Annotated in this window: 22 protein-coding genes; 8 read left to right on the plus strand and 14 right to left on the minus strand. The window is 68.6% G+C overall.

What is annotated here, in order from left to right; genetic code table 11:
• Nucleotides 1–61: 61 nt before the first annotated feature.
• Nucleotides 62–1,618, minus strand: a complete 1,557-nt coding sequence (miaB, locus tag A605_RS08575) for a tRNA (N6-isopentenyl adenosine(37)-C2)-methylthiotransferase MiaB (RefSeq protein ID WP_042440112.1) — start codon at nt 1,616–1,618, stop codon at nt 62–64.
• Between the two features lie 219 nt (nt 1,619–1,837).
• On the opposite strand from miaB, the gene gluA reads away from it, so the two are divergent.
• The 4 genes from gluA to A605_RS08595 all read left to right on the plus strand — a co-directional run bounded on the left by gluA (nt 1,838) and on the right by A605_RS08595 (nt 5,196).
• Nucleotides 1,838–2,566 (plus strand): glutamate ABC transporter ATP-binding protein GluA, encoded by a 729-nt coding sequence (gluA, locus tag A605_RS08580; RefSeq protein ID WP_015401111.1) that lies wholly within the window; start codon nt 1,838–1,840, stop codon nt 2,564–2,566.
• A 56-nt stretch (nt 2,567–2,622) separates the two neighbouring features.
• Nucleotides 2,623–3,495, plus strand: coding sequence for a glutamate ABC transporter substrate-binding protein (locus tag A605_RS08585; protein ID WP_015401112.1), 873 nt, complete (start codon nt 2,623–2,625; stop codon nt 3,493–3,495).
• A gap of 61 nt (nt 3,496–3,556) precedes the next feature.
• The gene (gene gluC, locus A605_RS08590) at nt 3,557–4,243 is read left to right on the plus strand and encodes a glutamate ABC transporter permease GluC (RefSeq protein WP_015401113.1); all 687 of its coding nucleotides are present in this window, start codon (nt 3,557–3,559) and stop codon (nt 4,241–4,243) included.
• Nucleotides 4,243–5,196, plus strand: coding sequence for an amino acid ABC transporter permease (locus tag A605_RS08595; RefSeq protein WP_015401114.1), 954 nt, complete (start codon nt 4,243–4,245; stop codon nt 5,194–5,196). The genes gluC and A605_RS08595 overlap by 1 nt, the downstream gene beginning before the upstream one ends.
• A 10-nt stretch (nt 5,197–5,206) precedes the next feature.
• Here the strand turns inward: A605_RS08595 and recX are convergent, their stop codons facing one another.
• From recX to A605_RS08610, 3 genes are all read right to left on the minus strand, one after another.
• Nucleotides 5,207–5,803, minus strand: a complete 597-nt coding sequence (gene recX / locus A605_RS08600) for a recombination regulator RecX (RefSeq protein WP_015401115.1) — start codon at nt 5,801–5,803, stop codon at nt 5,207–5,209.
• A gap of 56 nt (nt 5,804–5,859) precedes the next feature.
• Nucleotides 5,860–7,020 (minus strand): recombinase RecA, encoded by a 1,161-nt coding sequence (gene recA, locus A605_RS08605; protein WP_015401116.1) that lies wholly within the window; start codon nt 7,018–7,020, stop codon nt 5,860–5,862.
• 266 nt (nt 7,021–7,286) lie between these two features.
• On the minus strand, nt 7,287–7,502 hold the full coding sequence (locus A605_RS08610) for a DUF3046 domain-containing protein (protein WP_027004120.1): 216 nt from the start codon (nt 7,500–7,502) through the stop codon (nt 7,287–7,289).
• A 119-nt stretch (nt 7,503–7,621) separates the two neighbouring features.
• Here A605_RS08610 and A605_RS08615 point away from each other — a divergent pair, with 119 nt between their 5' ends.
• Genes A605_RS08615 through A605_RS08625 form a run of 3 tightly spaced genes read left to right on the plus strand, consistent with a single transcriptional unit; the run spans nt 7,622 to nt 9,529 of the window.
• Complete coding sequence (locus A605_RS08615) at nt 7,622–8,209, plus strand: biotin transporter BioY (protein WP_015401118.1); 588 nt, start codon at nt 7,622–7,624, stop codon at nt 8,207–8,209.
• Between the two features lie 7 nt (nt 8,210–8,216).
• Nucleotides 8,217–8,915 carry an energy-coupling factor ABC transporter ATP-binding protein gene (locus A605_RS08620; RefSeq protein WP_015401119.1) on the plus strand — a complete coding sequence of 233 codons (699 nt, stop codon included), beginning with the start codon at nt 8,217–8,219 and terminating at the stop codon, nt 8,913–8,915.
• On the plus strand, nt 8,915–9,529 hold the full coding sequence (locus A605_RS08625; protein ID WP_027004119.1) for a CbiQ family ECF transporter T component: 615 nt from the start codon (nt 8,915–8,917) through the stop codon (nt 9,527–9,529). Before A605_RS08620 ends, A605_RS08625 begins: the two co-directional genes overlap by 1 nt.
• Before the next feature lie 127 nt (nt 9,530–9,656).
• Here A605_RS08625 and A605_RS08630 read toward each other — a convergent pair whose 3' ends face one another.
• The 4 genes from A605_RS08630 to pgsA form a co-directional block, all read right to left on the minus strand.
• Complete coding sequence (locus A605_RS08630; protein ID WP_015401121.1) at nt 9,657–10,496, minus strand: PspA/IM30 family protein; 840 nt, start codon at nt 10,494–10,496, stop codon at nt 9,657–9,659.
• 139 nt (nt 10,497–10,635) lie between these two features.
• Entirely contained in the window at nt 10,636–10,983 is a 348-nt protein-coding gene (locus A605_RS08635; RefSeq protein WP_015401122.1) for a helix-turn-helix domain-containing protein, read from the minus strand.
• 44 nt (nt 10,984–11,027) lie between these two features.
• Nucleotides 11,028–11,597, minus strand: coding sequence for a CinA family protein (locus A605_RS08640; protein WP_015401123.1), 570 nt, complete (start codon nt 11,595–11,597; stop codon nt 11,028–11,030).
• On the minus strand, nt 11,594–12,196 hold the full coding sequence (gene pgsA, locus A605_RS08645) for a CDP-diacylglycerol--glycerol-3-phosphate 3-phosphatidyltransferase (protein WP_027004118.1): 603 nt from the start codon (nt 12,194–12,196) through the stop codon (nt 11,594–11,596). Before pgsA ends, A605_RS08640 begins: the two co-directional genes overlap by 4 nt.
• A gap of 59 nt (nt 12,197–12,255) precedes the next feature.
• Between pgsA and A605_RS08650 the strand changes: the two genes are divergently transcribed.
• Nucleotides 12,256–12,552 (plus strand): YciI family protein, encoded by a 297-nt coding sequence (locus A605_RS08650; protein WP_015401125.1) that lies wholly within the window; start codon nt 12,256–12,258, stop codon nt 12,550–12,552.
• 137 nt (nt 12,553–12,689) lie between these two features.
• Here the strand turns inward: A605_RS08650 and A605_RS08655 are convergent, their stop codons facing one another.
• The 6 genes from A605_RS08655 to thyX all read right to left on the minus strand — a co-directional run bounded on the left by A605_RS08655 (nt 12,690) and on the right by thyX (nt 21,856).
• Nucleotides 12,690–13,832, minus strand: coding sequence for a TerC family protein (locus A605_RS08655; RefSeq protein ID WP_081602109.1), 1,143 nt, complete (start codon nt 13,830–13,832; stop codon nt 12,690–12,692).
• Between the two features lie 248 nt (nt 13,833–14,080).
• Nucleotides 14,081–17,224, minus strand: a complete 3,144-nt coding sequence (locus A605_RS08660) for an FtsK/SpoIIIE family DNA translocase (protein WP_015401127.1) — start codon at nt 17,222–17,224, stop codon at nt 14,081–14,083.
• An 87-nt stretch (nt 17,225–17,311) separates the two neighbouring features.
• Entirely contained in the window at nt 17,312–17,938 is a 627-nt protein-coding gene (locus A605_RS08665; RefSeq protein ID WP_015401128.1) for a TIGR03085 family metal-binding protein, read from the minus strand.
• 67 nt (nt 17,939–18,005) lie between these two features.
• On the minus strand, nt 18,006–20,126 hold the full coding sequence (locus tag A605_RS08670) for a ribonuclease J (RefSeq protein WP_015401129.1): 2,121 nt from the start codon (nt 20,124–20,126) through the stop codon (nt 18,006–18,008).
• Nucleotides 20,127–20,128: 2 nt separating this feature from the next.
• Entirely contained in the window at nt 20,129–21,037 is a 909-nt protein-coding gene (dapA, locus tag A605_RS08675; protein WP_015401130.1) for a 4-hydroxy-tetrahydrodipicolinate synthase, read from the minus strand.
• Nucleotides 21,038–21,097: 60 nt separating this feature from the next.
• Nucleotides 21,098–21,856, minus strand: coding sequence for an FAD-dependent thymidylate synthase (thyX, locus tag A605_RS08680; protein WP_015401131.1), 759 nt, complete (start codon nt 21,854–21,856; stop codon nt 21,098–21,100).

A 21,856-nucleotide genomic window follows, 5' to 3' on the forward strand; every position in this document is an offset into this window, starting at 1 on the left:
TTCGCTGCGGCCGACGGCGCGGGCGTCGTCTGACCACCATCCTAGTCGGGGCCGGTGGTGGTCAGTGCACCCCGCACGCGCTCTCGGGCTGCGGGGTCGACGCCGGGGCGCCGATCGTCGGCAGGCCGAGGCCGACGCCGATGGGGGCGGTCGTCGGCACGCGGCCGGCGGCCGACATGTCACCGGCCCTCGTGCGGCGGTGCGTGAGGACACCGGCGTCGGCGATGAGGAAGTGCGGGGCAGAATCGGTGACGGTGGCGGTGACGACGTCGCCGGGACGGATCTCCCCGTCAAGCTCACCCTCCGGGGTGAAGTGGACCAGGCGGCCGTCGCGGGCGCGGCCCGTCATGCGGTTGGTCTTCCCGTTCTTCCTGCCGCCGCCAGCCTGGACCAGCAGCTCGACCTCGGTGCCGACGAGCTTCCCGTTCTCCTCGGCACTGACGCGCTCCTGGAGGGCGATGAGCCGCTCGAAGCGCTCCTGGACGACCTCCTTGGGGACCTGCTCCGCGTACCCGGCGGCCGGGGTGCCCGGGCGCGGGGAATACTGGAAGGTGAAGGCGGAGGCGAAGCGGGCCCGCTCGACGACGTCGAGGGTGGCCTGGAAGTCCTCCTCGGTCTCGCCGGGGAAACCGACGATGAGGTCGGTGGTGATGGATGCGTGCGGAAGCTTGGCACGGACCTCGTCGAGGATGGCCAGGAACTTCTTCGAGCGGTAGGAACGGCGCATCTCCTTGAGCACCTTGTCCGAGCCGGACTGCAGCGGCATGTGCAGCTGCGGGCAGATGTTCGGGGTCTCGGCCATGGCGTCGATGACGTCGGAGGTGAACTCGGCCGGGTGCGGGGAGGTGAACCGCAGCCGCTCGAGCCCCTCAATTTCGCCGCAGGCACGCAGCAGTTTGGAGAAGGCCGAGCGGTCGCGCTCGATGTCCGGGTCGGCGAAGTTCACACCGTAGGCGTTGACGTTCTGCCCCAGCAGGGTCACCTCGCTGACGCCCTGATCGACGAGCGCCTGCACCTCGGCGAGGATGTCACCCGGCCGACGGTCGATCTCCTTGCCGCGCAGGGAGGGGACGATGCAGAAGGTGCAGGTGTTGTTGCAGCCCACGGAGATGGAGACCCAGCCGGCGTAGGCCGACTCGCGCTTGGCGGGCAGCACCGAGGGAAACTGCTCGAGAGACTCGACGATCTCGACCTGGGCCTCGTCATTGTGGCGGGCACGCTCCAGCAGGGCCGGCAGCGAGCCGATGTTGTGGGTGCCGAAGACGGCGTCGACCCACGGGGCCTTGGCGAGGACGGTGTCGCGGTCCTTCTGCGCCAGGCAGCCGCCGACGGCGATCTGCATGCCCGGGTGGTTGTCCTTGGTGTGCTTGAGATTGCCGAGGGTGCCGTAGAGCTTCATGTCGGCGTTCTCGCGCACCGCGCAGGTGTTGAAGACGACCAGATCCGGCTCGACTCCCTCGCCCGCGGATTCCGCGGAGATGTAGCCGGCCTCCTCGAGCAGGCCGGACAGCCGCTCGGAGTCGTGGACGTTCATCTGGCACCCGAAGGTGCGGACCTCGTAGGTCCGGGGCCCCTCGTCTGGGTTGGTCCTGGTGTTGTCAAGAATTTGCTGCGCCACGGAGTGCCATTCTAGCCACCCTGCAGAACGCGACCTAACCGTCCCGTTTCACCAGTTCACGCCCGCCTTGCGGACCCGTCGTCCAGGCGGCGGTGGACCACCGCCGCGGGGCCAGGGGTGAGTTTCGGTAAACGCTCACGCGTCAACGAACCGCGGGCTAATATCTGTCGTATGATTCAGAACACACCGTCCACGACAGGATCCGGGTCCGGGCCCCCGATGATCCGGATGGTCGACGTGCAGAAGTATTTCGACGACTTCCAGGCGCTGAGGGACATCACCCTGGAGATTCCCCGGGGCCAGGTCGTCGTCGTCCTCGGCCCCTCCGGCTCCGGCAAATCGACCCTGTGCCGCACCATCAACCGGCTGGAGACGGTCGAGTCCGGCACCATCGAGATCGACGGGAAGACGCTGCCCGAGGAAGGCCGTCCGCTGGCGAAGCTGCGCGCCGACGTCGGGATGGTCTTCCAGCAGTTCAACCTCTTCCCCCACCTGACGATCCGGGACAACGTCACGCTCGGGCCGGTCAAGGTGCGCCGGATGAAGAAGAAGGACGCCGACGAGCGGGCCATGGCTCTGCTCGAACGGGTGGGCATCGCCAACCAGGCGGACAAGTACCCGGCCCAGCTCTCCGGCGGGCAGCAACAGCGCGTGGCGATCGCCCGCGCCCTGGCCATGGATCCGAAGATCATGCTCTTCGATGAGCCGACCTCGGCGCTCGACCCTGAAATGGTCAACGAGGTCCTCGACGTCATGGCAGGTCTGGCCCAGGAGGGCATGACCATGGTCGTGGTCAGTCACGAGATGGGCTTCGCCCGTCGGGTGGCCGACCGGATCCTGTTCATGTCCGACGGCGCGATCGTCGAGGACTCCACCCCCGACACCTTTTTCACCGACCCGAAGACGGACCGGGCGAAGGACTTCCTCGGCAAGATCCTCTCGCATTAGTTCCCACCGGCCCCCACCAGTCACGCCCAATCCCTCCCTCACCCAAGGAGTTCACCATGTTCCCCTCCATCCGCCGCTCCGCCGCCATCGTCTCCGCCGCCCTGCTGACGGGCGTGACCCTGACCGCGTGCGGCGGCAGTTCCTCCTCCGAGGGGTTGCTGGCCAGCATCGAGTCCGGCGCCGTCACCGTCGGCACCAAGTACGACCAGCCGGGCCTGGGCCTGCGCAACCCGGACGGCACGATGACCGGTCTCGACGTCGACGTCGCCCAGTACGTGGTCGACCACATCGCCGAGGCCAACGGCTGGGAGCAACCGTCGGTCGACTGGCGCGAGACCCCCTCGGCCCAGCGCGAGACCCTCATCCAGAACGGCGAGGTCGACATGATCGCCGCGACGTACTCCATCAACGAGGGCCGCTCCGAGTCCGTCAACTTCGGCGGGCCCTACCTGCTGACCCACCAGGCGCTGCTGGTCCAGGAGGACAATACCGAGATCGACGGACTGGAGAGCCTGGACGGCAAGATCCTCTGCTCCGTCACCGGCTCCACCCCGGCCCAGAAGGTCAAGGACGCCCTGCCGGGCGTGCAGCTGCAGGAGTACGACACCTACTCCTCGTGTGTCGAGGCACTGCGCCAGGGCAACATCGACGCGATGACCACCGACGCGACCATCCTCCACGGCTACTCGGCCCAGGCTCCGGGCCAGTTCCGGGTCGTGGAGATGGAGCAGGACGGCGAGCCGTTCACCAATGAGTACTACGGCATCGGCCTGGCCAAGGGCGACGCCGAGGGCACCGAGGCGGTCAACGAGGCGCTGACCGAGCTGCACGAGTCCGGTGAGTTCGACGCGCTCGTCGAGAAGAACCTCGGCGGCACCGAGGGCGTCACCCCGGGCAACCCGGGTGACCTGTCCTTCCTCGACGAGTAGTACGAGCGTCGAGTAGTCCCCCACCGCCAGCGATCCCCCAGCGAGGAGGAGTCCCACCCTCATGACCGCCCTCTGGAACGACTTGGGACCGGCGCTGTGGCCGGCCTTCTGGCTCACCATCCAGTTGACCTTCTTCTCTGCCATCGGCTCCATGATCCTGGGGACCATCCTCACGGCCATGAGGGTCTCCCCCGTCCGGATCCTCCGGGGGATCGCCACCTTCTACATCAACACGGTGCGCAACACCCCGCTGACGCTGATCATCCTGTTCTGCTCCTTCGGCCTCTACCAGAACCTCGGGCTGGAGCTGGCCTCCCGCGACAGCTCCTCCTTCCTGGCCGACCAGAACTTCCGGCTGGCCATCCTCGGCTTCATCCTCTACACCTCGTCCTTCGTGGCCGAGTCCCTGCGCTCGGGCATCAACACCGTGCACTTCGGCCAGGCCGAGGCCGCCCGCTCCCTGGGGCTGACCTTCGGGCAGACCTTCAGCAGCATCGTCTTCCCGCAGGCCCTGCGCGCCGCCATCGTCCCGCTGGGCAACACACTGATCGCGCTGACGAAGAACACCACGATCGCCTCGGTGATCGGCGTCGCGGAAGCGTCCCTGCTGATGAAGACCACCATCGAGAACCACGCCAACATGCTCTTCGTCATCTTCGGCGTGTTCGCCCTCGGCTTCATCATCCTGACCCTCCCCATGGGCCTGGCCATGGGCAACCTCTCGAACCGTCTGGCGGTGAAGAAGTAATGAGCGTGCGCGCGACAGTCCTCTACGACGCGCCCGGTCCCCGGGGCCGACGCAACAACCGCATCTACACCGTGCTGACGGGGGTCGCCGCCGTGGCGGCGGTGGTCTGGGTGCTCTGGACGCTGAACGTCAACGGGCAGCTGGAGGCGGACAAGTGGTCGCCCTTCCTGGAGGGCCTGACCTGGCGGACCTACCTCCTGCCGGGCCTGTGGGGCACGCTGAAGTCGGCGTTCGCCTCGATCATCCTGGCGTGCGTGCTCGGCGCACTGCTCGGCCTGGGCAGGCTCTCGGAACTGGCGTGGCTGCGTTGGATCTGTGGGGTGATCGTCGAGTTCTTCCGCGCCATCCCGGTGCTGCTGCTGATGATCTTCGCCTACCAGCTGTTCGCGGTGTACCAGCTGGTCCCGCCCCGGCAACTGGCGTTCGCGGCGGTCGTGTTCGCCCTGACCATGTACAACGGTTCCGTCATCGCCGAGATCCTGCGCTCGGGCATCCGGTCGCTGCCGAAGGGCCAGACCGAGGCCGCGCGGGCGCTGGGACTCACGCACCGCCAGACCATGCTGAAGATCCTGCTGCCACAGGCGGTCGCGGCGATGCTGCCGGCGCTGATCGCCCAGATGGTCATCGCGCTGAAGGACTCCGCGCTCGGTTACCAGATCGGCTACGTGGAGGTCGTCCGCTCCGGAATCCAGAGCGCGTCGTTCAACCAGAACTTCCTGGCGGCGCTGACCGTGGTGGCGGTCATCATGATTCTGATCAACTGGGGCCTGACCACGCTGGCCTCGCGCATCGAACGGCGGCTGCGCGCGGGCCGGACCCACCGGCGCGCCGGCACTGAGGGCGCCGGGTCGACCGATCAGGGATCCGATCCCGACGGCGGTGACGCCGGGAGCAACGTCACCGCCGGATGGCAGGCCCCGGGCCCCGGGAAGCCGCGCGATCCGGAGCGCTGAGGACCCACTCTCACTCCCCCAGCTCCGCGATCCGCTCATCGAGCGCCTCGCGGGCCAGGGACAGCGACATCGACTGACTGAAGCCACGCCGGGCCAGGACCCCGACGATCCGGCGCAGCGCCTTGTCCCGCTCGGTCCGGTCGGCGGGCACGGCCTTCACCGACCGGGCCTTCTTGCGCGCCAGTTCCCGGGCGGTGGCCTCCTCATCCTCCGGATCGATCTGGTCGAGGGCCGCGGCCCGGGTCGCCGCGTCCACCCCCTTGTCCGCGAGCTCGCGGTTGAGTACCCGGGCGGATTTACCGCGGCGGGCGTGGCGCTGGCGCACCCACTCGTGGGCGAAGGTCTCGTCGTCGAGGAGGTGCACGGCGGCCAGATCGTCGAGCACCTCGTCCACGAGCCGCTCCTCGAACTCGAGGTCGAGCAGCCGCCCGCGCAGCTCATGACGTGAGCGGGCCCGCTGGTCCAGCAGGCCCAGTGCACGCTTGCGCACGGCGGCCTTGGCGGACTCGGCCTCCCGGTCTAACAGGCCGGAGCCCTCCCCCGCCTCGAAATCCGCCAGCGCCCGGCGCAGCTTCTCGAGCTTGGCCTGCTGGGTCTCGTCGGTCATGGAGGGGAACTCCTGCCTGTCCGTGCTGTCCGTGTCTGTCCGTGCTGCCTGCGGGCCTAGTTGTCGGCTTCCGCGCCGACACCGGCGACGGCCGGGCCCTCGGAACCCTCGGCATCGTCAGCGTCATCGAAGTCCACGTTCGGGACCATGTCCACCGGCTCGTCGGTGAGCGCGTCCTCTGACTCGGTGGCGGCCTCGGGGCCGATGCCGAGCTTGGCGAAGATCTTGCGCTCGATCTCGTCGGCCAGCTCCGGGGACTCCTTCAGCAGCAGGCGGGCCTTCTCCTTGCCCTGGCCCAGCTGGTCACCGTCGTAGGTGAACCAGGAGCCGGACTTCTTGACGATGCCGTTTTCGACACCCATGTCGATCAGGGAGGACTCCCGGGAGATGCCCTCGCCGTAGATGATGTCGAACTCGGCGACCTTGAACGGCGGGGAGACCTTGTTCTTGACCACCTTGAGGCGGGTGCGGTTGCCGATGGCGTCCTGGCCGTCCTTGAGGGTCTGGATGCGGCGGACGTCGCAGCGCACGGAGGCGTAGAACTTCAGCGCCTTACCACCCGTGGTGGTCTCCGGGGAGCCGAACATGACGCCGATCTTCTCGCGCAGCTGGTTGATGAAGATGGCGGTGGTGCCCGAGGAGTACAGCGCGCCGGTCATCTTGCGCAGCGCCTGGCTCATCAGGCGGGCCTGGAGGCCGACATGGCTGTCGCCCATCTCGCCCTCGATCTCGGCCTTCGGGGTCAGGGCGGCCACGGAGTCGATGACGATGATGTCGATGGCGCCGGAGCGCACCAGCATGTCGGCGATCTCGAGCGCCTGCTCGCCGGTGTCCGGCTGGGAGACCAGCAGGGCGTCGGTGTCCACGCCCAGCTTCTTGGCGTAGTCGGGGTCCAGCGCGTGCTCGGCGTCGATGAACGCGGCGATGCCGCCGGCCTTCTGCGCCTGCGCGATGGCGTGCAGCGCCACGGTGGTCTTACCGGAGGACTCCGGACCGTAGACCTCGACGACGCGGCCGCGCGGGAAACCGCCGATGCCGAGCGCGACGTCGATGGCGGTGTTGCCGGAGGAGATGACGCTGATCGGCGGGCGGTTCTCGTCGCCCAGGCGCATGACGGCGCCCTTGCCGAAGTCCTTCTCAATCATCGACAGGGCGGCGTCGAGGGCCTTCTGGCGGTCATCGCCGGCCGAGGCGGTGGTCTTCTTCTTGGTGGCCATGATGCAAGTTCCTTCTGTTCGGGTGGGTCAGTGCTGATGTCGCTGGGTGTTGATCGGGGGACGGGGAACTGTCGTCGGCCCCCGTCAGGGTCTCCACGCCGACTTAGACCCGCTTTTGCCTCGGACGGCTCCCAGGGGCCCCGGTTCCGTCCGTCCGTTACGACGCGTCACGTTATCCGAATCAGGTGACGTTGAGTTCGAATCTACACGCACAACTGTTCGAAAACAATGCGGGCGAGATGGCCCTGCGCCCGCGCCGGTGGAGGTTATTTCTCTCCGCGATCGACGCCCAGGCGGCGCTCCTCCGGCACATCGAAGTCGTCACACAGCACCGCCCACAGCTTCCGCAGACTGAGCCCGTCCTCGATGAGCTGCTCCACGGTGCGGTCGTAACCCGCGGGAACATGGGAGTGCAGAATCCAGTTGCCCTGCCCGTGACCGAATTCGTCCTGGATCAGCTGGTGGAACTCCGTCAATCGCATGTCCACGATGATACCCACGCCGTCCACCGACCACAGCCTCCCTCCCCTACCCTCGTTGAACACCATTCAAAACCGATTCCCTCCTGCTTGAACATTGTTCAGTGATAGGGTCTTTCACCATGACGACCATCTCCCGTTCCCGGATACACGTGTCCGATCTCGCCTACATCGCCGTCTTCGCGGCCCTGATCATCGTGCTGGCCTTCGTCGCCATCCCCGTGGGGGCGGCGGGCGTGCCGATCGTCCTGCAGAACTCGGCGGTGGTCCTCGCCGGACTGGTGCTCGGCGGACGCCGGGGATTCCTCGCCGCCGGGCTGTTCGTCGGCCTCGGCCTGCTCGGACTGCCGGTGCTCGCCGGCGGCCGCACCACGGTCGCCGCCCTGGCCGGCCCCACGGTCGGCTACCTCCTCGGCTACCTCGTCTCCGCCGGGCTGGCCGGTCTGATCGCCTACCGCGCACCGGCACGGCGGCGGGGACCCCAGATCGCCTTCTTCACCCTCGCGGCCGTCGTCGGCCTGACCGCCCAGTACGTCTGCGGCGCCCTCGGCCTGGTGTGGCGCGCCGGCCTGAGCCTGTCGGAGGCTGCACTGGCCCAGGTGCCGTTCCTCGTCCCGGACGCGGCGAAGTTCGCCTTCATGGTCGTCATCGCCCTCGGTATCCACGCGGCCTTCCCGGACCTTCTCGCCCGCCGGGGCAGGAAGGCATAATCACCCCATGCCGCAGATCCGCTTCGAGGACGTCTCCGTCCGCTACGACGGGACCGCCCATCATGTCCTGGACCGCATCACGCTCGAGCTGTCCGAACACCGCATCGGGATAATCGGCGCCAACGGTTCCGGCAAGTCCACCCTCGCCCGGCTGGTCAACGGCCTGGGTGAGCCGACGTCCGGCCGCGTGCTCGTCGACGGCGCCGACGTCGCCCGGCACGGCCGCGACATCCGCCGCCGGGTCGGGTTCGTCTTCTCCGACGCAGAGAACCAGATCGTCATGCCGCAGGTGCGTGACGACGTCGCCTTCTCCCTGCGCCGTCTCAGACTGCCGAAGGCCGAGCGCACCGCGCGCGTCGACGCCGCCCTGGAGCGCTTCGGTCTCACGGAGCTGGCCGAGGCCTCGCCGCACACCCTCTCGGGTGGGCAGAAGCAGCTGCTGGCGCTGGCCTCTGTGCTGGTCATCGAGCCCGACCTGATCATCGCGGACGAGCCGACCACCCTGCTCGACCTGCGCAACCGCCTACGGATCGCGCACGAATTCGCCGGACTTCCCCAGCAGCTGATCGTGGTGACCCACGACCTCGAGCTGCTCGCGGACTTCGACCGCGTGCTGTGCCTGGACGGCGGGCGGGTCATCGCCGACGGTGCCCCGGACGAGGTCTGCGGGCACTACCGACGACTGATGGCGGAGCAGCCGCTGTGATCCCGCGGTCCGTCCCCCTGGGCGTGTACGTGCCGGGCACCACACTGGTCCACCGGGCCCCGGCCGGGGGCAAGTTCCTCGCCCTGCTGGTGTTCATCCTGGCCTCGACGATCTTCGTGGGCACTCCGATGCTGGCGGGGGCCTGTCTGGCCGCCGTGCTCGTGGCCTTCGCGGTGGCCCGGATCCCGGTGCGGGTGGCCGTCGGTCAGGTCGCACCGGTGCTGCCGGTGCTGCTGGTGCTCGGCGCCTTCCAGTGGTGGCAGCGCGGCCCGGAGCCGGCGGCCACCATGGTGCTCGTGCTGCTGGCCTCGGTCGCGGCGGCCGCTCTGCTCACCCTGACGACGACCATCACCGAGCTGATGGAGTCGCTTGAACGCGGTCTGTCCCCGTTGGAGCGCTTCGGCCTCCCCGTCGACTCGGTGACGCTGGCGATCTCGCTGACCATCCGGCTCATCCCCGTCCAGCTGGCCACGGTCCGGGAGGTGCTCGCCGCCCGGAAGGCGCGCGGCGCCGGCTTCTCCGTCGCGGCCTTCGGCACCCCGGTGCTGGTGCGCAGCATCCGCCGCGCCCGGCTGCTAGCGGAGGCGCTCACCGCCCGCGGGGTCGGCGATTGAGGCGCGGTTGAAGCCGGGCTGAAGCCGGGCTGAAGTCACCGAGACGAAGAAACACCCCGTCCCACCGGCAGCCGCTGTGCTGCCGGTGGGACGGGGTGTGGGTCCCGACCCGCCCGTGGAGGGGGTGTTACTCGCCGCGCAGCTCCCGCATGCGACGGGCGACGGCGTCGTCGGTGACGTTGGCGGCGCCGGACTGCCCGCCTTCGATGGCCTGGTTGCCGCCACCGGAGACCTGCTTGTTGCCGCCGCCGGACATCTCGGCGCGGATCTGCTCGAGGCGGGAGTGACCGGCCATCTGGATGCCCGCCTGCTGGACCTCTGCCATGCGGCCCTCGACGGAGTTCTGCGCCAGCTCAGCCTGGCCGAGAGCGTTCGAGTAGCGACGCTCGATCTTGTCGCGGACCTGGTCCAGGTTCGGGGTGGAGCCGCTGGAGGTCAGGGAGTTCATGGACTGCAGGGACTCGGAGACCTTCTCCTGCATCTTGGCCTGCTCGAGCTGGGAGAGCAGCTTGGTGCGCTCGGCGACCTTCTGCTGCAGGGCCATGGCGTTGCGCTCGACGGCCTGCTTGGCCTGGTCGGCCTGCTGCAGGGCCTGGTCGTGGAGCTGCTTGGTGTCCTCGACGGACTGCTCCGCGGTGACCAGCTGGGCGGCGAAGGCCTCGGCGGCGTTCTCGTACTCGACGGCCTTGCGCTCGTCGCCCTCGGCCCGGGCCTTGTCGGCCAGCTGCAGCGCCTGGCGGGTGTTCGCCTGGAGCTTCTCGATCTCACCGAGGCGGCGGTTGAGCTGCATCTCCAGCTGCCGCTGGTTGCCGATGACGGCGGCGGCCTGCTGGGACAGCTCCTGGTGCTGGCGCTGGGCGTCCTCGATGGCCTGCTGAATCTGCACCTTCGGATCGGCGTTCTCCTCGATCTTCGAGTCGAACAGCGCCATGAGGTACTTCCATGCCTTCACAAAGGGGTTAGCCATGTCGGATCGGGCCTTTCCTGCATTCGTTCACTTCAACGTTCGGTGGGTCCCGCCTCCCGCTGGGCGAGGGACGCGTACCGCATCGCCACCATGGTAGCGGAGCGCCGCGGTCAGCGTCGGTGGTGCGGCGGGATTCTGCTCAGGCCCGGACCGGCGCCGGAACCTGCTCGGTGGCGGCCAGTTCCTCGGCCACGGACCGCAGGGCCATTGACCCGGCGGCCTCGATGAGGACGTCGGCGACGGAGGTGTCCAGGGCGTGGCAGACGGAGGCGAGCAGCTCGGAGGAGACCTCCTTGCGGCCACGCTCCAGTTCGGACAGGTAACCGGGCGAAACACGGGCGGACTCGGCGAGCTCACGCAGGGTGATTCCCTTGTCCGCGCGGAAGGCGCGGAGAGCCGAACCGAGCGCCTCACGCAGCAACGGCTCTGCGTGACGGGACGGGCGGTGGACGGGGGTCGGGGTGTCGAGTACAGCGGTGGTAACCATTACTTAGATCAACGCCATCGGTTCGAAATTTGTTCCCCGGAAATTCACCTTGTCTCCTCCTGCGCCCGCACCCCCGTGAGCAGGGCACGGAAGGCGGCGTCGACGGCCGCCGCGCGGATGGTGCGGCGATCGCCGTCGATGACGGGCACCGGGTCCGGCTCCCGCGGCGAGGAGGCGGAACGCATACTCCCCGGGGACTCGGCGCGCAGGGTGCGCACGGTCGCTCCCCCGCCGCCGCGGCTGTCCCCGATTCCCGGCCCGGCGAGGCCGAGCCACACCTCGCCGACGGGGTGCCCGTCCTGCGGGTCGGGCCCGGCCACGCCGGTCAGCGCCACCGCCCAGTCGGCCCCGCATCTGTCGTGCGCGCCGAGGGCCATGGCGGCGGCGGTCTCCTCCGAAACCGGCCCGTGCTCCTCGAGCACCTTCTCCGGCACGCCCGCCAGCCGCCCCTTGAGGTCGGTGGCATAGGTGACCAGGCCTCCCCGCAGCACCGCGGAGGCGCCGGGGACGTCGGCCAGCGTGGCGGAGGCCAGGCCGGCGGTCAGCGACTCGCAGAAGGCCACGGTCTGCCCCTTTGCCCGCAGAGCGGCGACGAGCTCCTCCGCGAGGGTCACTGCTGCCGCCTCGAGTCCCACAGGTACTGCAGGCCGGTGACCACGGTGACGGCCACGGCGGCGAGCATGACGATGAACGTCGGGGTGTCCATCCAGGCGGGCAGCGGGAACAGGTACAGGCCAACGGCCAGGGTCTGCAGCGCGGTCTTGAGCTTGCCGCCCTTGGAGGCGGGCACGACCCTGCCGCGGCGCAGCATGACCATGCGCCAGACGGTGATACCGAGCTCGCGGACGACGATGACCACGGTGACCCACACCGGCAGTGCCCCGATGATGTTCAGGCACACCAGGGCGGTGGTCATCAGTGCCTTGTCCGCGATCGGATCGGCGATCTTGCCGAAGTCCGTGACCAGATTGCGGGCGCGGGCGATGTCGCCGTCGAGTTTGTCGGTGATCATGAGCGCGGCGAAGACACCGAAACCCCACCACATCCACGTCGTGTGCTGGTTGTCGCCGCGGATGACGAGCCAGGCGAAGACGGGGATGAGCAGGATGCGCAGGCTGGTCAGCGCATTGGGCAGGTTGAAGTTGGAGGGCTTGTCCGGCCCTGCCTGCCCGCCGTCGCGGGTGTTCGTCGTTGCTCCACTCACGTCCCTCACCCTACCCCGTGGGCGGGTGCGGCTCGTTCACCGGCGGAAGGGGCAATAGGATTTCCACCATGAACTTCTTCGCAGTCCACTATTCCTACGCCGACGGGGCCGAGGCGGTCGTCGCCCTGCGCCCCGAGCACCGCGAGTTCCTGAAGGGCCTGAAGGACGAGGGAAAACTCGTCGCCTCCGGCCCCTACACCGACGGCGGCGGCTCCGCCCTCATCCTCATCCGCCTGCCGGAGTCCGCCACCGTCGCCGACGCCGAGGAACTGATGAACCAGGATCCCTTCCACCGTGACCGGGTCCTCGACGACCGCACGATCCGCGCCTGGAATCCGGTGCTGAACATCTTCCCCGAGGACTGAACCCACTGAACCCACTGCCCGTCTCCGACAGCACGACAACGACGACGCCCCCGCCGGAGCTTCCACTCCGACGGGGGCGTCGTGTCCACCCCGCTTGCCGACACCGCGTTCAGCGGCGTCATGGGCGGGAGGGGTGGTTAGAAGCGGGGCCCGTTGTCGTTACCGCCGTCGTCGCGCATGTTCGGGTCATCGGACAGCCCTTCCTCCGCGAGCCGGCGACGCTCGGCCGCCTGCAGCTCGGAGGCGGAGGTGCTGCCGGCGTCCTCGTCGTCAGAGGGGCGGATGCGGATGTCGATGGCGCCCTGCGCCTCGTCACGCTTGTTCTTCCAGATGGACAGCAGGACCGTGACCACCAGGATTCCGACGATGACGAGCAGGGACAGTTCCGTCGGAACCTCGGGGACCGGCACGTTCTCGCCGCCGTTGATGAACGGCAGGTTGTTCTCGTGCAGGGCGTGCAGCATCAGCTTCACACCGATGAAGCCGAGGATCAGACCCAGGCCGTACGGCAGGTAGACCAGGCGGTCGAGCAGGCCGTCGAGCAGGAAGTACATCTGGCGCAGGCCCATCAGCGAGAACGCGTTGGTGGTGAACACCAGGTACGCCTCGGTGGTGATGCCGTAGATAGCCGGAATGGAGTCGAAGGCGAACATGATGTCCACCAGGCCGATGGCCACCAGGGCCACGAACAGCGGGGTCAGGGCGAACTTGCCGGCCTCCCGGGCCGTGAGCCTGTCACCGTGGTAGTCCCGGGTGACCGGGACGACCTTGCGCAGCCACTTGATGATGGCCATGTCGTTGGGGTCGGTCTCCGGCTTGTCGACGATCTCGTCCCACAGCAGCTTGATCGCCGTGTAGAGCAGGAAGATGCCGAAGATGTAGAACACGTCCGACCAGGCGGCGATGACGGCCGCGCCGAGCAGAATGAAGAGCAGGCGGAAGACCAACGCCAGCACGATGCCGATGAGCAGCACCTTCTGCTGGTATTTCCGGGGGATCTTGAACGCGCCCATGATCAGGGCGAACACGAAGAGGTTGTCCACCGACAACGCCTTCTCCGTCACGTAACCCGTGTAGTACTCGATGCCGTGCTGCTGGTCCCAGACCACCCAGACGATCACACCGAACAACAGCGCCAGGCCGACGTAGAACACCGACCACCAGGCGGATTCCTTGAGGGTGGGCTCGTGCGGGGTACGCACGTGACTGTAGAAGTCGAAGATGAAGAATCCGGCGATCACGACGATCGTGACCACCCAGATCCAGAGTGAAACAGTCAAAGGACTAAACCTCCGGTCGTGGGATATGAGACGTGACCGGAGGTCTCCCCCACCCTGTGCGCTCAGCGCGCCGGGGCCGACATGACCGGGAACCGGGAGTCCGCCAACTAGGTCCGTTGGCCGGTTTCCACTTCCGTGCTGACGATCAATGCCGTGACCGGGGTACTCCCCTCCATGACGAGGCGCCAGTTTACCCCATCCCACCGTAGTCCGCGCCACTTCATGCACGGAGCGGCGGAAAGACGGATCTAGAAGGCTCCGCCGGTGGGGTTGTAGGTCGCCTGGACCGTGCGGGGCTCCCCGTCGGCGCCGTCGTCGGAGGCACCCGTACCGTCGTCTGCGGCGTCGTCAGGCGCGCCGTCGGCCCCGCCGGCGTCGAGCTCCTTCGGCGCCTCGGCCGGGTCCGCGCCCTTGATCATCCAGATGATGGTGTCGAGTTCCTCCGGCTTGACCAGCACGTCGCGGGCCTTCGAGCCCTCGGAGGGGCCGACGACGCCGCGGGTCTCCATCAGGTCCATGAGGCGGCCGGCCTTGGCGAAGCCGATGCGCAGCTTGCGCTGGAGCATCGACGTGGAACCCAGCTGGGAGGTGACGACGAGCTCGACGGCCTCGAGCAGATCGTCCATGTCCTTGCCGATGTCCTCGTCGATCTCCTTCTTCGCCTCCGAGGCCTTCTCCTCGGTGACCCCCTCGGTGTAGTCGGGCTCGGCCTGGGACTTGGCGGCCTCGACGACCGCCTGGATCTCCTCGTCGGTGACGAAGGAGCCCTGCAGGCGCTGCGGCTTGCCCGCGCCCTGCGGGATGAACAGGGCGTCGCCCATGCCGATGAGCTTCTCGGCGCCGCCCTGGTCGAGGATGACGCGGGAGTCGGTCAACGAGGACGTGGCGAAGGCCAGGCGCGAGGGCACGTTGGTCTTGATCAGGCCGGTGACCACGTCGACGGACGGGCGCTGGGTGGCCAGTACCAGGTGGATGCCGGCGGCACGGGCCTTCTGGGTGATGCGGACGATCGACTCCTCGATCTCCTTCGGCGCCGTCATCATCAGGTCGGCGAGCTCATCGACCACGCAGACGATGAACGGGTACGGACGGTACTCGCGCTGGGAGCCCGCCGGAGCCTGGATTTCACCCGCCTTGACCTTGCGGTTGAAGTCCTTGATGTGGCGCACGCGCGCGGACTTCATGTCCAGGTAGCGCTGCTCCATCTCCTCGACCAGCCACTGCAGGGCGGCCGACGCCTTCTTCGGCTGGGTGATGATCGGGGTGATCAGGTGCGGAATGCCCTCATACGGGGTCAGCTCCACCATCTTCGGGTCCACCAGGATCAGGCGGACCTCCTCCGGGGTGGCGCGGGTGAGCAGGGAAACCAGCATGGAGTTGACGAACGCGGATTTACCGGAGCCGGTGGAGCCGGCGACCAGCAGGTGCGGCATCTTCTGCACGCTCGCGGAGACGAACTCGCCCTCGATGTCCTTGCCCAGGGCGATCTGCATCGCGTCGTGGTTGCCGCGCACCGACGGGGCGTTGAGTACGTCGGCCAGGCGCACCATCTCGCGGTCGGCGTTGGGTACCTCGATGCCTACCGCGGACTTGCCGGGGATCGGGGTCAGCAGGCGGACGTTCTCGGTCGCCGCGGCGTAGGCGAGGTTGGACTGCAGGTTGGTGATCTTGGAGACCTTCACGCCGGGGCCGAGCTCGACCTCGTAGCGGGTGACGGTCGGGCCGCGGGAGAAGCCGGTGACGGCGGCGTCGATCTTGAACTCCGAGAACACGTCCGTGATCGCCTCGATCATACGGTCGTTGACCTCGGAACGGGTCTTGGGCGGCTCGCCCGCGATCAGCAGGTCGGTGCTCGGCAGCTGGTAGTCCGAGGCGGTCTCCGGCTCCCGCGGCGCCGGGGCCGGCTCCTCCTGCGGGGTCTCGCTCTTCGGGGTCGTGGCCGGGATGGCCGACGCGTCCACGCCCGACCGGGCCAGGATCGCCTGGCGCATGGCCTCGCGGGAGGCGGTGACCGCGTCCGACGAACCTTTCTGCCCCTTCTGCTCAGGCTGCTCCGGCCGCTCCACGACCTGACCGTCCGGGGTCACGGCCGGGAACTCGTCGGTGTCCGGGATGTCGGCGGCCGTGGGCTTCTTCGCCCGGGCGGTCTTCTTCGGTGCCGGATCGGAGAACAGCATGTGCTGCGTGTCGTGTTCGAAGGCCTCCTGCTGTTCCTCGGTACCCGGATAGTCGGAGTCGTTGAGCGGGTAGTTCTCCATCGGGGTGGCACGCCGCCCACGGCCGCTTCGCGACGCCCGCGCGGTGCTCCGCGGTGCCGGGCGGGTCCGGCGGTCGCGGCCCTCGGCGATGTCCTCGACGTCGCGCTCGACGTGGCCGTAGAGGTCGTCGTCGGCATCGTCGTAGCCGTCGTCGTAGTCGTCGTAGTCGTCGTAATCGCCGTCCCGGTCGCCGCGGACGTCGCCGATGATGTCGCGGATGTAGTCGATGGCCTGGCGGGTGGTGATGCCGGTGACCTTCAGCGCGCCGTAGACGATGACGAGCACCAGCAGCGGGGCGGCGACGTAGCTGCTGAAGCCGGCGGCCAGTAGGCCACCGCTCCAGGCCCCGATGGCGCCACCCGCGTCCTTGCGGGTCTCCCAGTCACCGGGGTTGCCGGCGAAGAGATGCACCAGGCCCAGCATGGAGACCACGATGAGTGTGGCGCCCAGGGCGACCCGCCCCCGGCTTCCCGGGGTCTGCCGCAGGTCGAGCATGAGCGCGATGGCCAGGCCGACGAGCGCGACCGGCAGGATCAGGGCGCCGGCGCCGATGACGAGGTGGGTGACGTGCGCGATCGCCGCGCCGATGGGGCCGGCGATGTCCAGCCACACCGACGCACCTAGCACTGCCGCCAGGCCGATGAGGACCAGACCGAAACCGTCGGCGTCGGCTCCCTCCCCGTCGTCCTCGGGATCATCCGCGCGGACGGTCGCGGCCTTCCCGGAAGCCTTGCCGGCGGGTTCGTCCCTGGTGTTCTTCCTGCGGCCCTTCGTCCCCTTCTTCCCTTCCACGTCCTTGGTTCCCCGGGTGTCGATCACGGTCGTCTCCAGCTTGTCATCCCCGTCGGAGTCACCGCCACCGCGACCGATGGTGGCGACTCCCCGGGTGAGATTGCCGACGCCGCGGGCGGTCGCGCCGAAGACCGTGCCCAGGCCGTTGCCGACAGCACGGAAAGCGCTGCCGGTCCGCTCCTCGGAGGTTTCGGCAGCGCGCATCGCGGAGGTCGGGGCCGGGGTCACGGCCGTCGCCCGGGTCCGACCGGTGGGCCGGGTGCGTTTGGCGTTGCGCTCCTTGTCGCGGGTGCGTGACGGGGAGCGCTTGGTGGTGCGGGGCGCCGTGCTTCTGACAGACATGCCCCCAGACTAGTGGTGCTGACCCCACCTTTCACATCAGCCACACCGAGCACGGGGCCGAAAATGTGTTCCCCCATGGAGTCAAGCCTAGAGACCGGATAATTCGATCTGCTCGATCTCCCCGGCGAAATCCACCGCGACGGCGTCGCGCCCGGAGGCCCACAGCAGCAGTTCCCCCACCGGTCCGGAGACCCGGGCCACGGCCTCCCCGTCCGGGGACACGCCGCGTCGGTCGGCCACCACCACGCGGGGCAGGCCGTCGGGCTGGAGCACCACGGGCACGCCGCTGCCGGAGAGCACGCGCGGGGCCATCATCGCCAGCACACGGTGCAGCTGCTTCTGCACCGCCATGCTGAAGTCGCGGGGCTCGACCACTCCCCCACCCCGGCGCACGTCCTCGTGGTGGATGAAGTGCTCGGAGGTGTTCATCACGGTGTCGAGCAGGCGCACGGGGCTCCTCCTCGGCGGGCCGGCCGCCCACTCGCGGACGATCCCGCCGTAGTCCCGCTGACCGACCTCGCGGGTGACGGCATCCAGCCGGCCCTGCAGCGGCGGGACGAACATCCCGGCCGCGGCCAGGGGGCGGGTCTCGCGCACCAGCAGGTGCACGGCCAGATCGCGGGTGTCCCACCCCTCACAGAGCGTGGGGGCGTCGGGCCCCAGCTCAAGGAGGAGATCGGCGAGGCGGCGGCGTTCAGCGGCGGCAAAAGACATGCACCCCAGCATAGCCACCTCAAGAGGCGGCCGGCTGGGGTGCGGTGTCCGCGGGAGCCGGGGCGAGCTACAGCGACGGCAGCGAGGAGGACTCCACCTCGGCGTCGTCGATGGTCTCGTCGCCGGCGGTCATCGGGACGACCGTCGGCAGGATCATCGGCTCGCGGCGCCACTTCTGCTCCACGAAGCGGGAGACCTTGCGGCGCAGCTGCTGGACCATGCGGTAGGGATCGTTCTCCCCCTCGGCGGCGAGATCGTTCATGACGTTCTCGGCCAGTTCGCGCACCTCCGGCATCATGGTCTTCGCGTCCTCGGAGAAGCCCTTGGTCTGGACCGTCGGGGCCTCCAGCAGGCGGCCGGTGCGGTTGTCGATGACCGCCGTGATGGAGATCAGGCCGCCGGAGCCGAGGCTGGTGCGGTCGGCGAGGATGTCGGCGTCGACGTCACCCATGGTGACACCGTCGACATAGAGGTTGCCGACCGGGATCTGGCCGACGACGCGGGCGCGGCCGTCGACGAGGTCGACGACGACGCCGTTCTGGGCCAGCACGACGTGGTCGCGGTCGACGCCGGTGGAGATCGCCAGTTCCTTGTTGGCGCGCAGGTGGCGCCACTCGCCGTGGACCGGCATGAAGTTCTTCGGCCGGGCGGCGTTGTAGAGGAACAGCAGCTCGCCGGAGTAGCCGTGGCCCGAGGTGTGGACCTTGGCGTCCCGGCCGGTGATCACTGTCGCACCGATCTGGGCGAGCATGTTGATCACGCCGAAGACCGCCTCCTCGTTGCCGGGGACCAGCGACGAGGACAGGATGATCAGGTCGCCGTCGCGGACGGTGATCTGGCGGTGCTCGCGGCGGGCCATGCGCGACAGGGCGGCCATCGGCTCACCCTGCGTGCCCGTGGTGATCAGCAGGACCTTGTGCGGCGCCATCTTGGCGGCGTCGTCCATGGAGACGATGGTGCCGCGCGGGGCCTTGAGATAGCCCATCTTCTCGGCGATCTCCATGTTGCGGATCATCGAGCGGCCGTTGAACGCGACCTTGCGGCCGGCGGCCACGGCGGCGTCGATGGCCGCCTGCACGCGGTAGACGTTCGAGGCGAAGGACGCGAAGATGACGCGCTGCTTCGCCTCGCCGATCAGGCGCTTGACGGTCGGGACGACCTCCGCCTCCGAGCCGGACACGCCGGGGGTGGTGGCGTTGGTGGAGTCGGCGAGCATCAGGTCGACGCCTTCGTCGCCGAAGCGGGACAGCGCCGGCAGGTCGGTCGGCCGACCGCCGGTCGGGGTCTGGTCCAGCTTGATGTCGCCGGTGTGGATGACCAGACCGGCGCCGGTCTTGATGGCCAGGCCGAGGCAGTCCGGGATGGAGTGGTTGACGGCCCAGAAGCGGATGTTGAACGGTCCGCGGTTCTCGTTGGACTTCTCGTCGACCTCGATCAGCTTCGGGCGCTGGCGGTGCTCCTTGCACTTGGCCGCGATGAGGGCCAGCGTGAAGCGGGAGGCCAGGATCGGCAGGTCAGGGCGCAGCTTGAGCAGCCACGGGATGGCGCCGATGTGGTCCTCGTGGCCGTGGGTGACCACCAGCGCGTCGACGCGGTGCAGCTGATCCTCGATCGGACCGAAGTCCGGCAGAATCAGATCCACGCCCGGCTCACCGGAGGACGGGAAGAGCACGCCGCAGTCCACGATGAGCAGACGGTTGTTGTACTCGAAGACCGTCATGTTGCGGCCGATCTCGGAGATGCCACCGAGCGCGTAGATGCGCAGGCCGTTCTTCGGGGCCTTCGGCGGCTCCGGCAGGCGCTTGGTCAGATCGGCACCCTGCATGGACTTGACGACGTTGCGGCGGTTGCGGCCGCCGCCCTTGTTGCCGTCGCCCTGGTTGCCGCCCTGGCGGTTGCCACCCTGGTTGTCGCCACCCTGGCCGCCGCTGCGACCGCCGCGGGAGCCCCGGCCACGCCGGGAATTGCCGCGGGAACGGTTGCCGTTGTTGCCACCGCCGCTGTTGCCGCGGCCGTTCTGGTTGCCGTCACCGGCGGAGGCGTTGTCACCGGTCGCCTTGTCGGCTCCGTCGGTAGTCGTCTCCGGGGTCGGCGCCTGGAAGACCGGCGATGCACCGGTGGTGTCGCCGGTCTCCGGCGGGCCTGCCTTGCGGGTGACCTTCCGGGAACGATTACGGGGTTCAGTCATATTTAAAGGACTCCAGCCTTTTCCATGTCACGGCGGAGGTCCGCCACCTGCCGCTCATCCGGAGCGGTGATCGGCAGGCGCGGATCCCCCACCTCGATGCCCTGCAGTCGCAGGGCAGCTTTGGCGAGGCTGACGCCACCCAGGCGGGCCTGGGCGGCGGTCAGCGGGGAAAGAATATCGGCGTTGATCTCCCGGGTCCGGGCGAGGTCGCCTTCCTCGAAACTCGTGTGGAGCTCACGCAGGGCCTTCGGCGCGGCGTGGCCGACGACGGAGATGAAGCCCGAGGCGCCGATGGACAGCCACGGTACGTTCAGCGGGTCGTCGCCGGAGTACCAGGCCAGACCGGTCTCCTGCATGAGCACGGCCGCAGCACCGAGGTCGCCCTTCGCGTCCTTGACCGCCATGATGCGCGGGTGTTCGGCGAGCCGACGGATGGTGTCGGACTCGATCGGGATATTGGATCGCGAGGGGATGTCGTAGAGGCACACCGGAAGATCGGTGGCGTCGGCGACTGCGGTGAAATGCTGGACGAGGCCCTCCTGGTTCGGCCGCGAGTAGTACGGGGTGACCACGAGGAGGGAGTCTGCGCCCGCCTCCGCGGAAACCCGTGCCAGCTCGACCGAGGAGGCGGTGTTGTTCGTTCCGGCGCCGGCGATGAGCTTCGCACGGTCACCGACCTCATCCTTCACTGCCTTGAGCAGGTCCAGCTTCTCCGCCGTGGTCGTCGTCGGCGACTCCCCCGTGGTCCCCGCGAGGACCAGGGAATCGCAGCCGTTGTCGACCAGGTGGGCGGCGAGGCGTCGGCCGGCGGCAATATCGAGATTGCCGTCCCCGTCGAAGGGGGTGGCCATGGCGACACAGACCGTACCGAAGTGCTCCACTCCGGTCTTCGCTGTCAAACCTGTGCTCATGGTGGTCAAGGTTACCTTCTCTCCCTCCCACCGGGGAATTGACCCGACGGGATGTTGTGCCTAAATGTCCGTGACGTAGGGGCTGACGGCCATCTCGGAGCCGTCGGACAGGGTGGAAATCTGGAAGTCGGAGAACAGCACCGGCGCCTGCCCGCGCAGCAGCTTGAGGCAGGCCACGGCCAGCGCGCGGATCTCCACGTCCGCGTGTTCGGTGGCCCGCGCGCCGATGAAGTGGCGCCAGGCCCGGAAGTTGCCGGTGACGACGATGCGGGTCTCCGTCGCGTTCGGCAGGACGCTGCGGGCGGCCTGGCGCGCCTGCTTCTTGCGTAGCAGGGCGTTGGGCTCGTCCGCGAGTTTCTCCTCGAGGGCGTCGAGCAGCTCCTGGTAGACGAAGCGGGACTCGTCGACGGCGCGCAGCATCAGCCGTTCGAGCTCCGGATCGTCGGCGATCAGGGGCGGGAGCACCACCTCCGCCTCGTCGGTGTGGACGAAGCGCTGCGACAGCTGCGAGAACGAGAAGTGGCGGTGGCGCACCAGCTCGTGGCTGGCCGAGCGCGACAGCCCCCGGATGTAGAGGGTGGCGGTGGCGTGCTCGAGCAGGGCCGTGTGGCCGACCTCCATGATGTGGCGGAGGTAGGCCTCGTTGGCGGCCGTGCGGGGGTTGGGCTTGTCGAAGGACTCGTAGCAGGCCCGTCCGGCGAACTCGACGAGCGCCTCCGCGTCGGTGGCGGTTCCGTCGGCGGACCAGTCGACGTCGACCGGGGGGCTGAACTGCGTCGCGGCGATGAGCTGGACGTCCAGCTCCACTGGCTTGGCCAC

Origin of the sequence: Corynebacterium halotolerans YIM 70093 = DSM 44683 (genome assembly GCF_000341345.1) — a bacterium.
Lineage (GTDB): Bacteria > Actinomycetota > Actinomycetes > Mycobacteriales > Mycobacteriaceae > Corynebacterium > Corynebacterium halotolerans.

Excerpts from the sequence above, each read along its gene's own strand:
- gluA (WP_015401111.1), top strand. The coding sequence starts at position 1,838 with ATGATCCGGATGGTCGACGTGCAGAAGTATTTCGACGACTTCCAGGCG.
- A605_RS08585 (WP_015401112.1), top strand. The coding sequence starts at position 2,623 with ATGTTCCCCTCCATCCGCCGCTCCGCCGCCATCGTCTCCGCCGCCCTG.
- gluC (WP_015401113.1), top strand. The coding sequence starts at position 3,557 with ATGACCGCCCTCTGGAACGACTTGGGACCGGCGCTGTGGCCGGCCTTC.
- A605_RS08595 (WP_015401114.1), top strand. The coding sequence starts at position 4,243 with ATGAGCGTGCGCGCGACAGTCCTCTACGACGCGCCCGGTCCCCGGGGC.
- recX (WP_015401115.1), bottom strand. The coding sequence starts at position 5,803 with ATGACCGACGAGACCCAGCAGGCCAAGCTCGAGAAGCTGCGCCGGGCG.
- recA (WP_015401116.1), bottom strand. The coding sequence starts at position 7,020 with ATGGCCACCAAGAAGAAGACCACCGCCTCGGCCGGCGATGACCGCCAG.
- A605_RS08610 (WP_027004120.1), bottom strand. The coding sequence starts at position 7,502 with ATGCGATTGACGGAGTTCCACCAGCTGATCCAGGACGAATTCGGTCAC.
- A605_RS08615 (WP_015401118.1), top strand. The coding sequence starts at position 7,622 with ATGACGACCATCTCCCGTTCCCGGATACACGTGTCCGATCTCGCCTAC.
- A605_RS08620 (WP_015401119.1), top strand. The coding sequence starts at position 8,217 with ATGCCGCAGATCCGCTTCGAGGACGTCTCCGTCCGCTACGACGGGACC.
- A605_RS08630 (WP_015401121.1), bottom strand. The coding sequence starts at position 10,496 with ATGGCTAACCCCTTTGTGAAGGCATGGAAGTACCTCATGGCGCTGTTC.
- A605_RS08635 (WP_015401122.1), bottom strand. The coding sequence starts at position 10,983 with ATGGTTACCACCGCTGTACTCGACACCCCGACCCCCGTCCACCGCCCG.
- A605_RS08650 (WP_015401125.1), top strand. The coding sequence starts at position 12,256 with ATGAACTTCTTCGCAGTCCACTATTCCTACGCCGACGGGGCCGAGGCG.
- A605_RS08660 (WP_015401127.1), bottom strand. The coding sequence starts at position 17,224 with ATGTCTGTCAGAAGCACGGCGCCCCGCACCACCAAGCGCTCCCCGTCA.
- A605_RS08665 (WP_015401128.1), bottom strand. The coding sequence starts at position 17,938 with ATGTCTTTTGCCGCCGCTGAACGCCGCCGCCTCGCCGATCTCCTCCTT.
- A605_RS08670 (WP_015401129.1), bottom strand. The coding sequence starts at position 20,126 with ATGACTGAACCCCGTAATCGTTCCCGGAAGGTCACCCGCAAGGCAGGC.
- dapA (WP_015401130.1), bottom strand. The coding sequence starts at position 21,037 with ATGAGCACAGGTTTGACAGCGAAGACCGGAGTGGAGCACTTCGGTACG.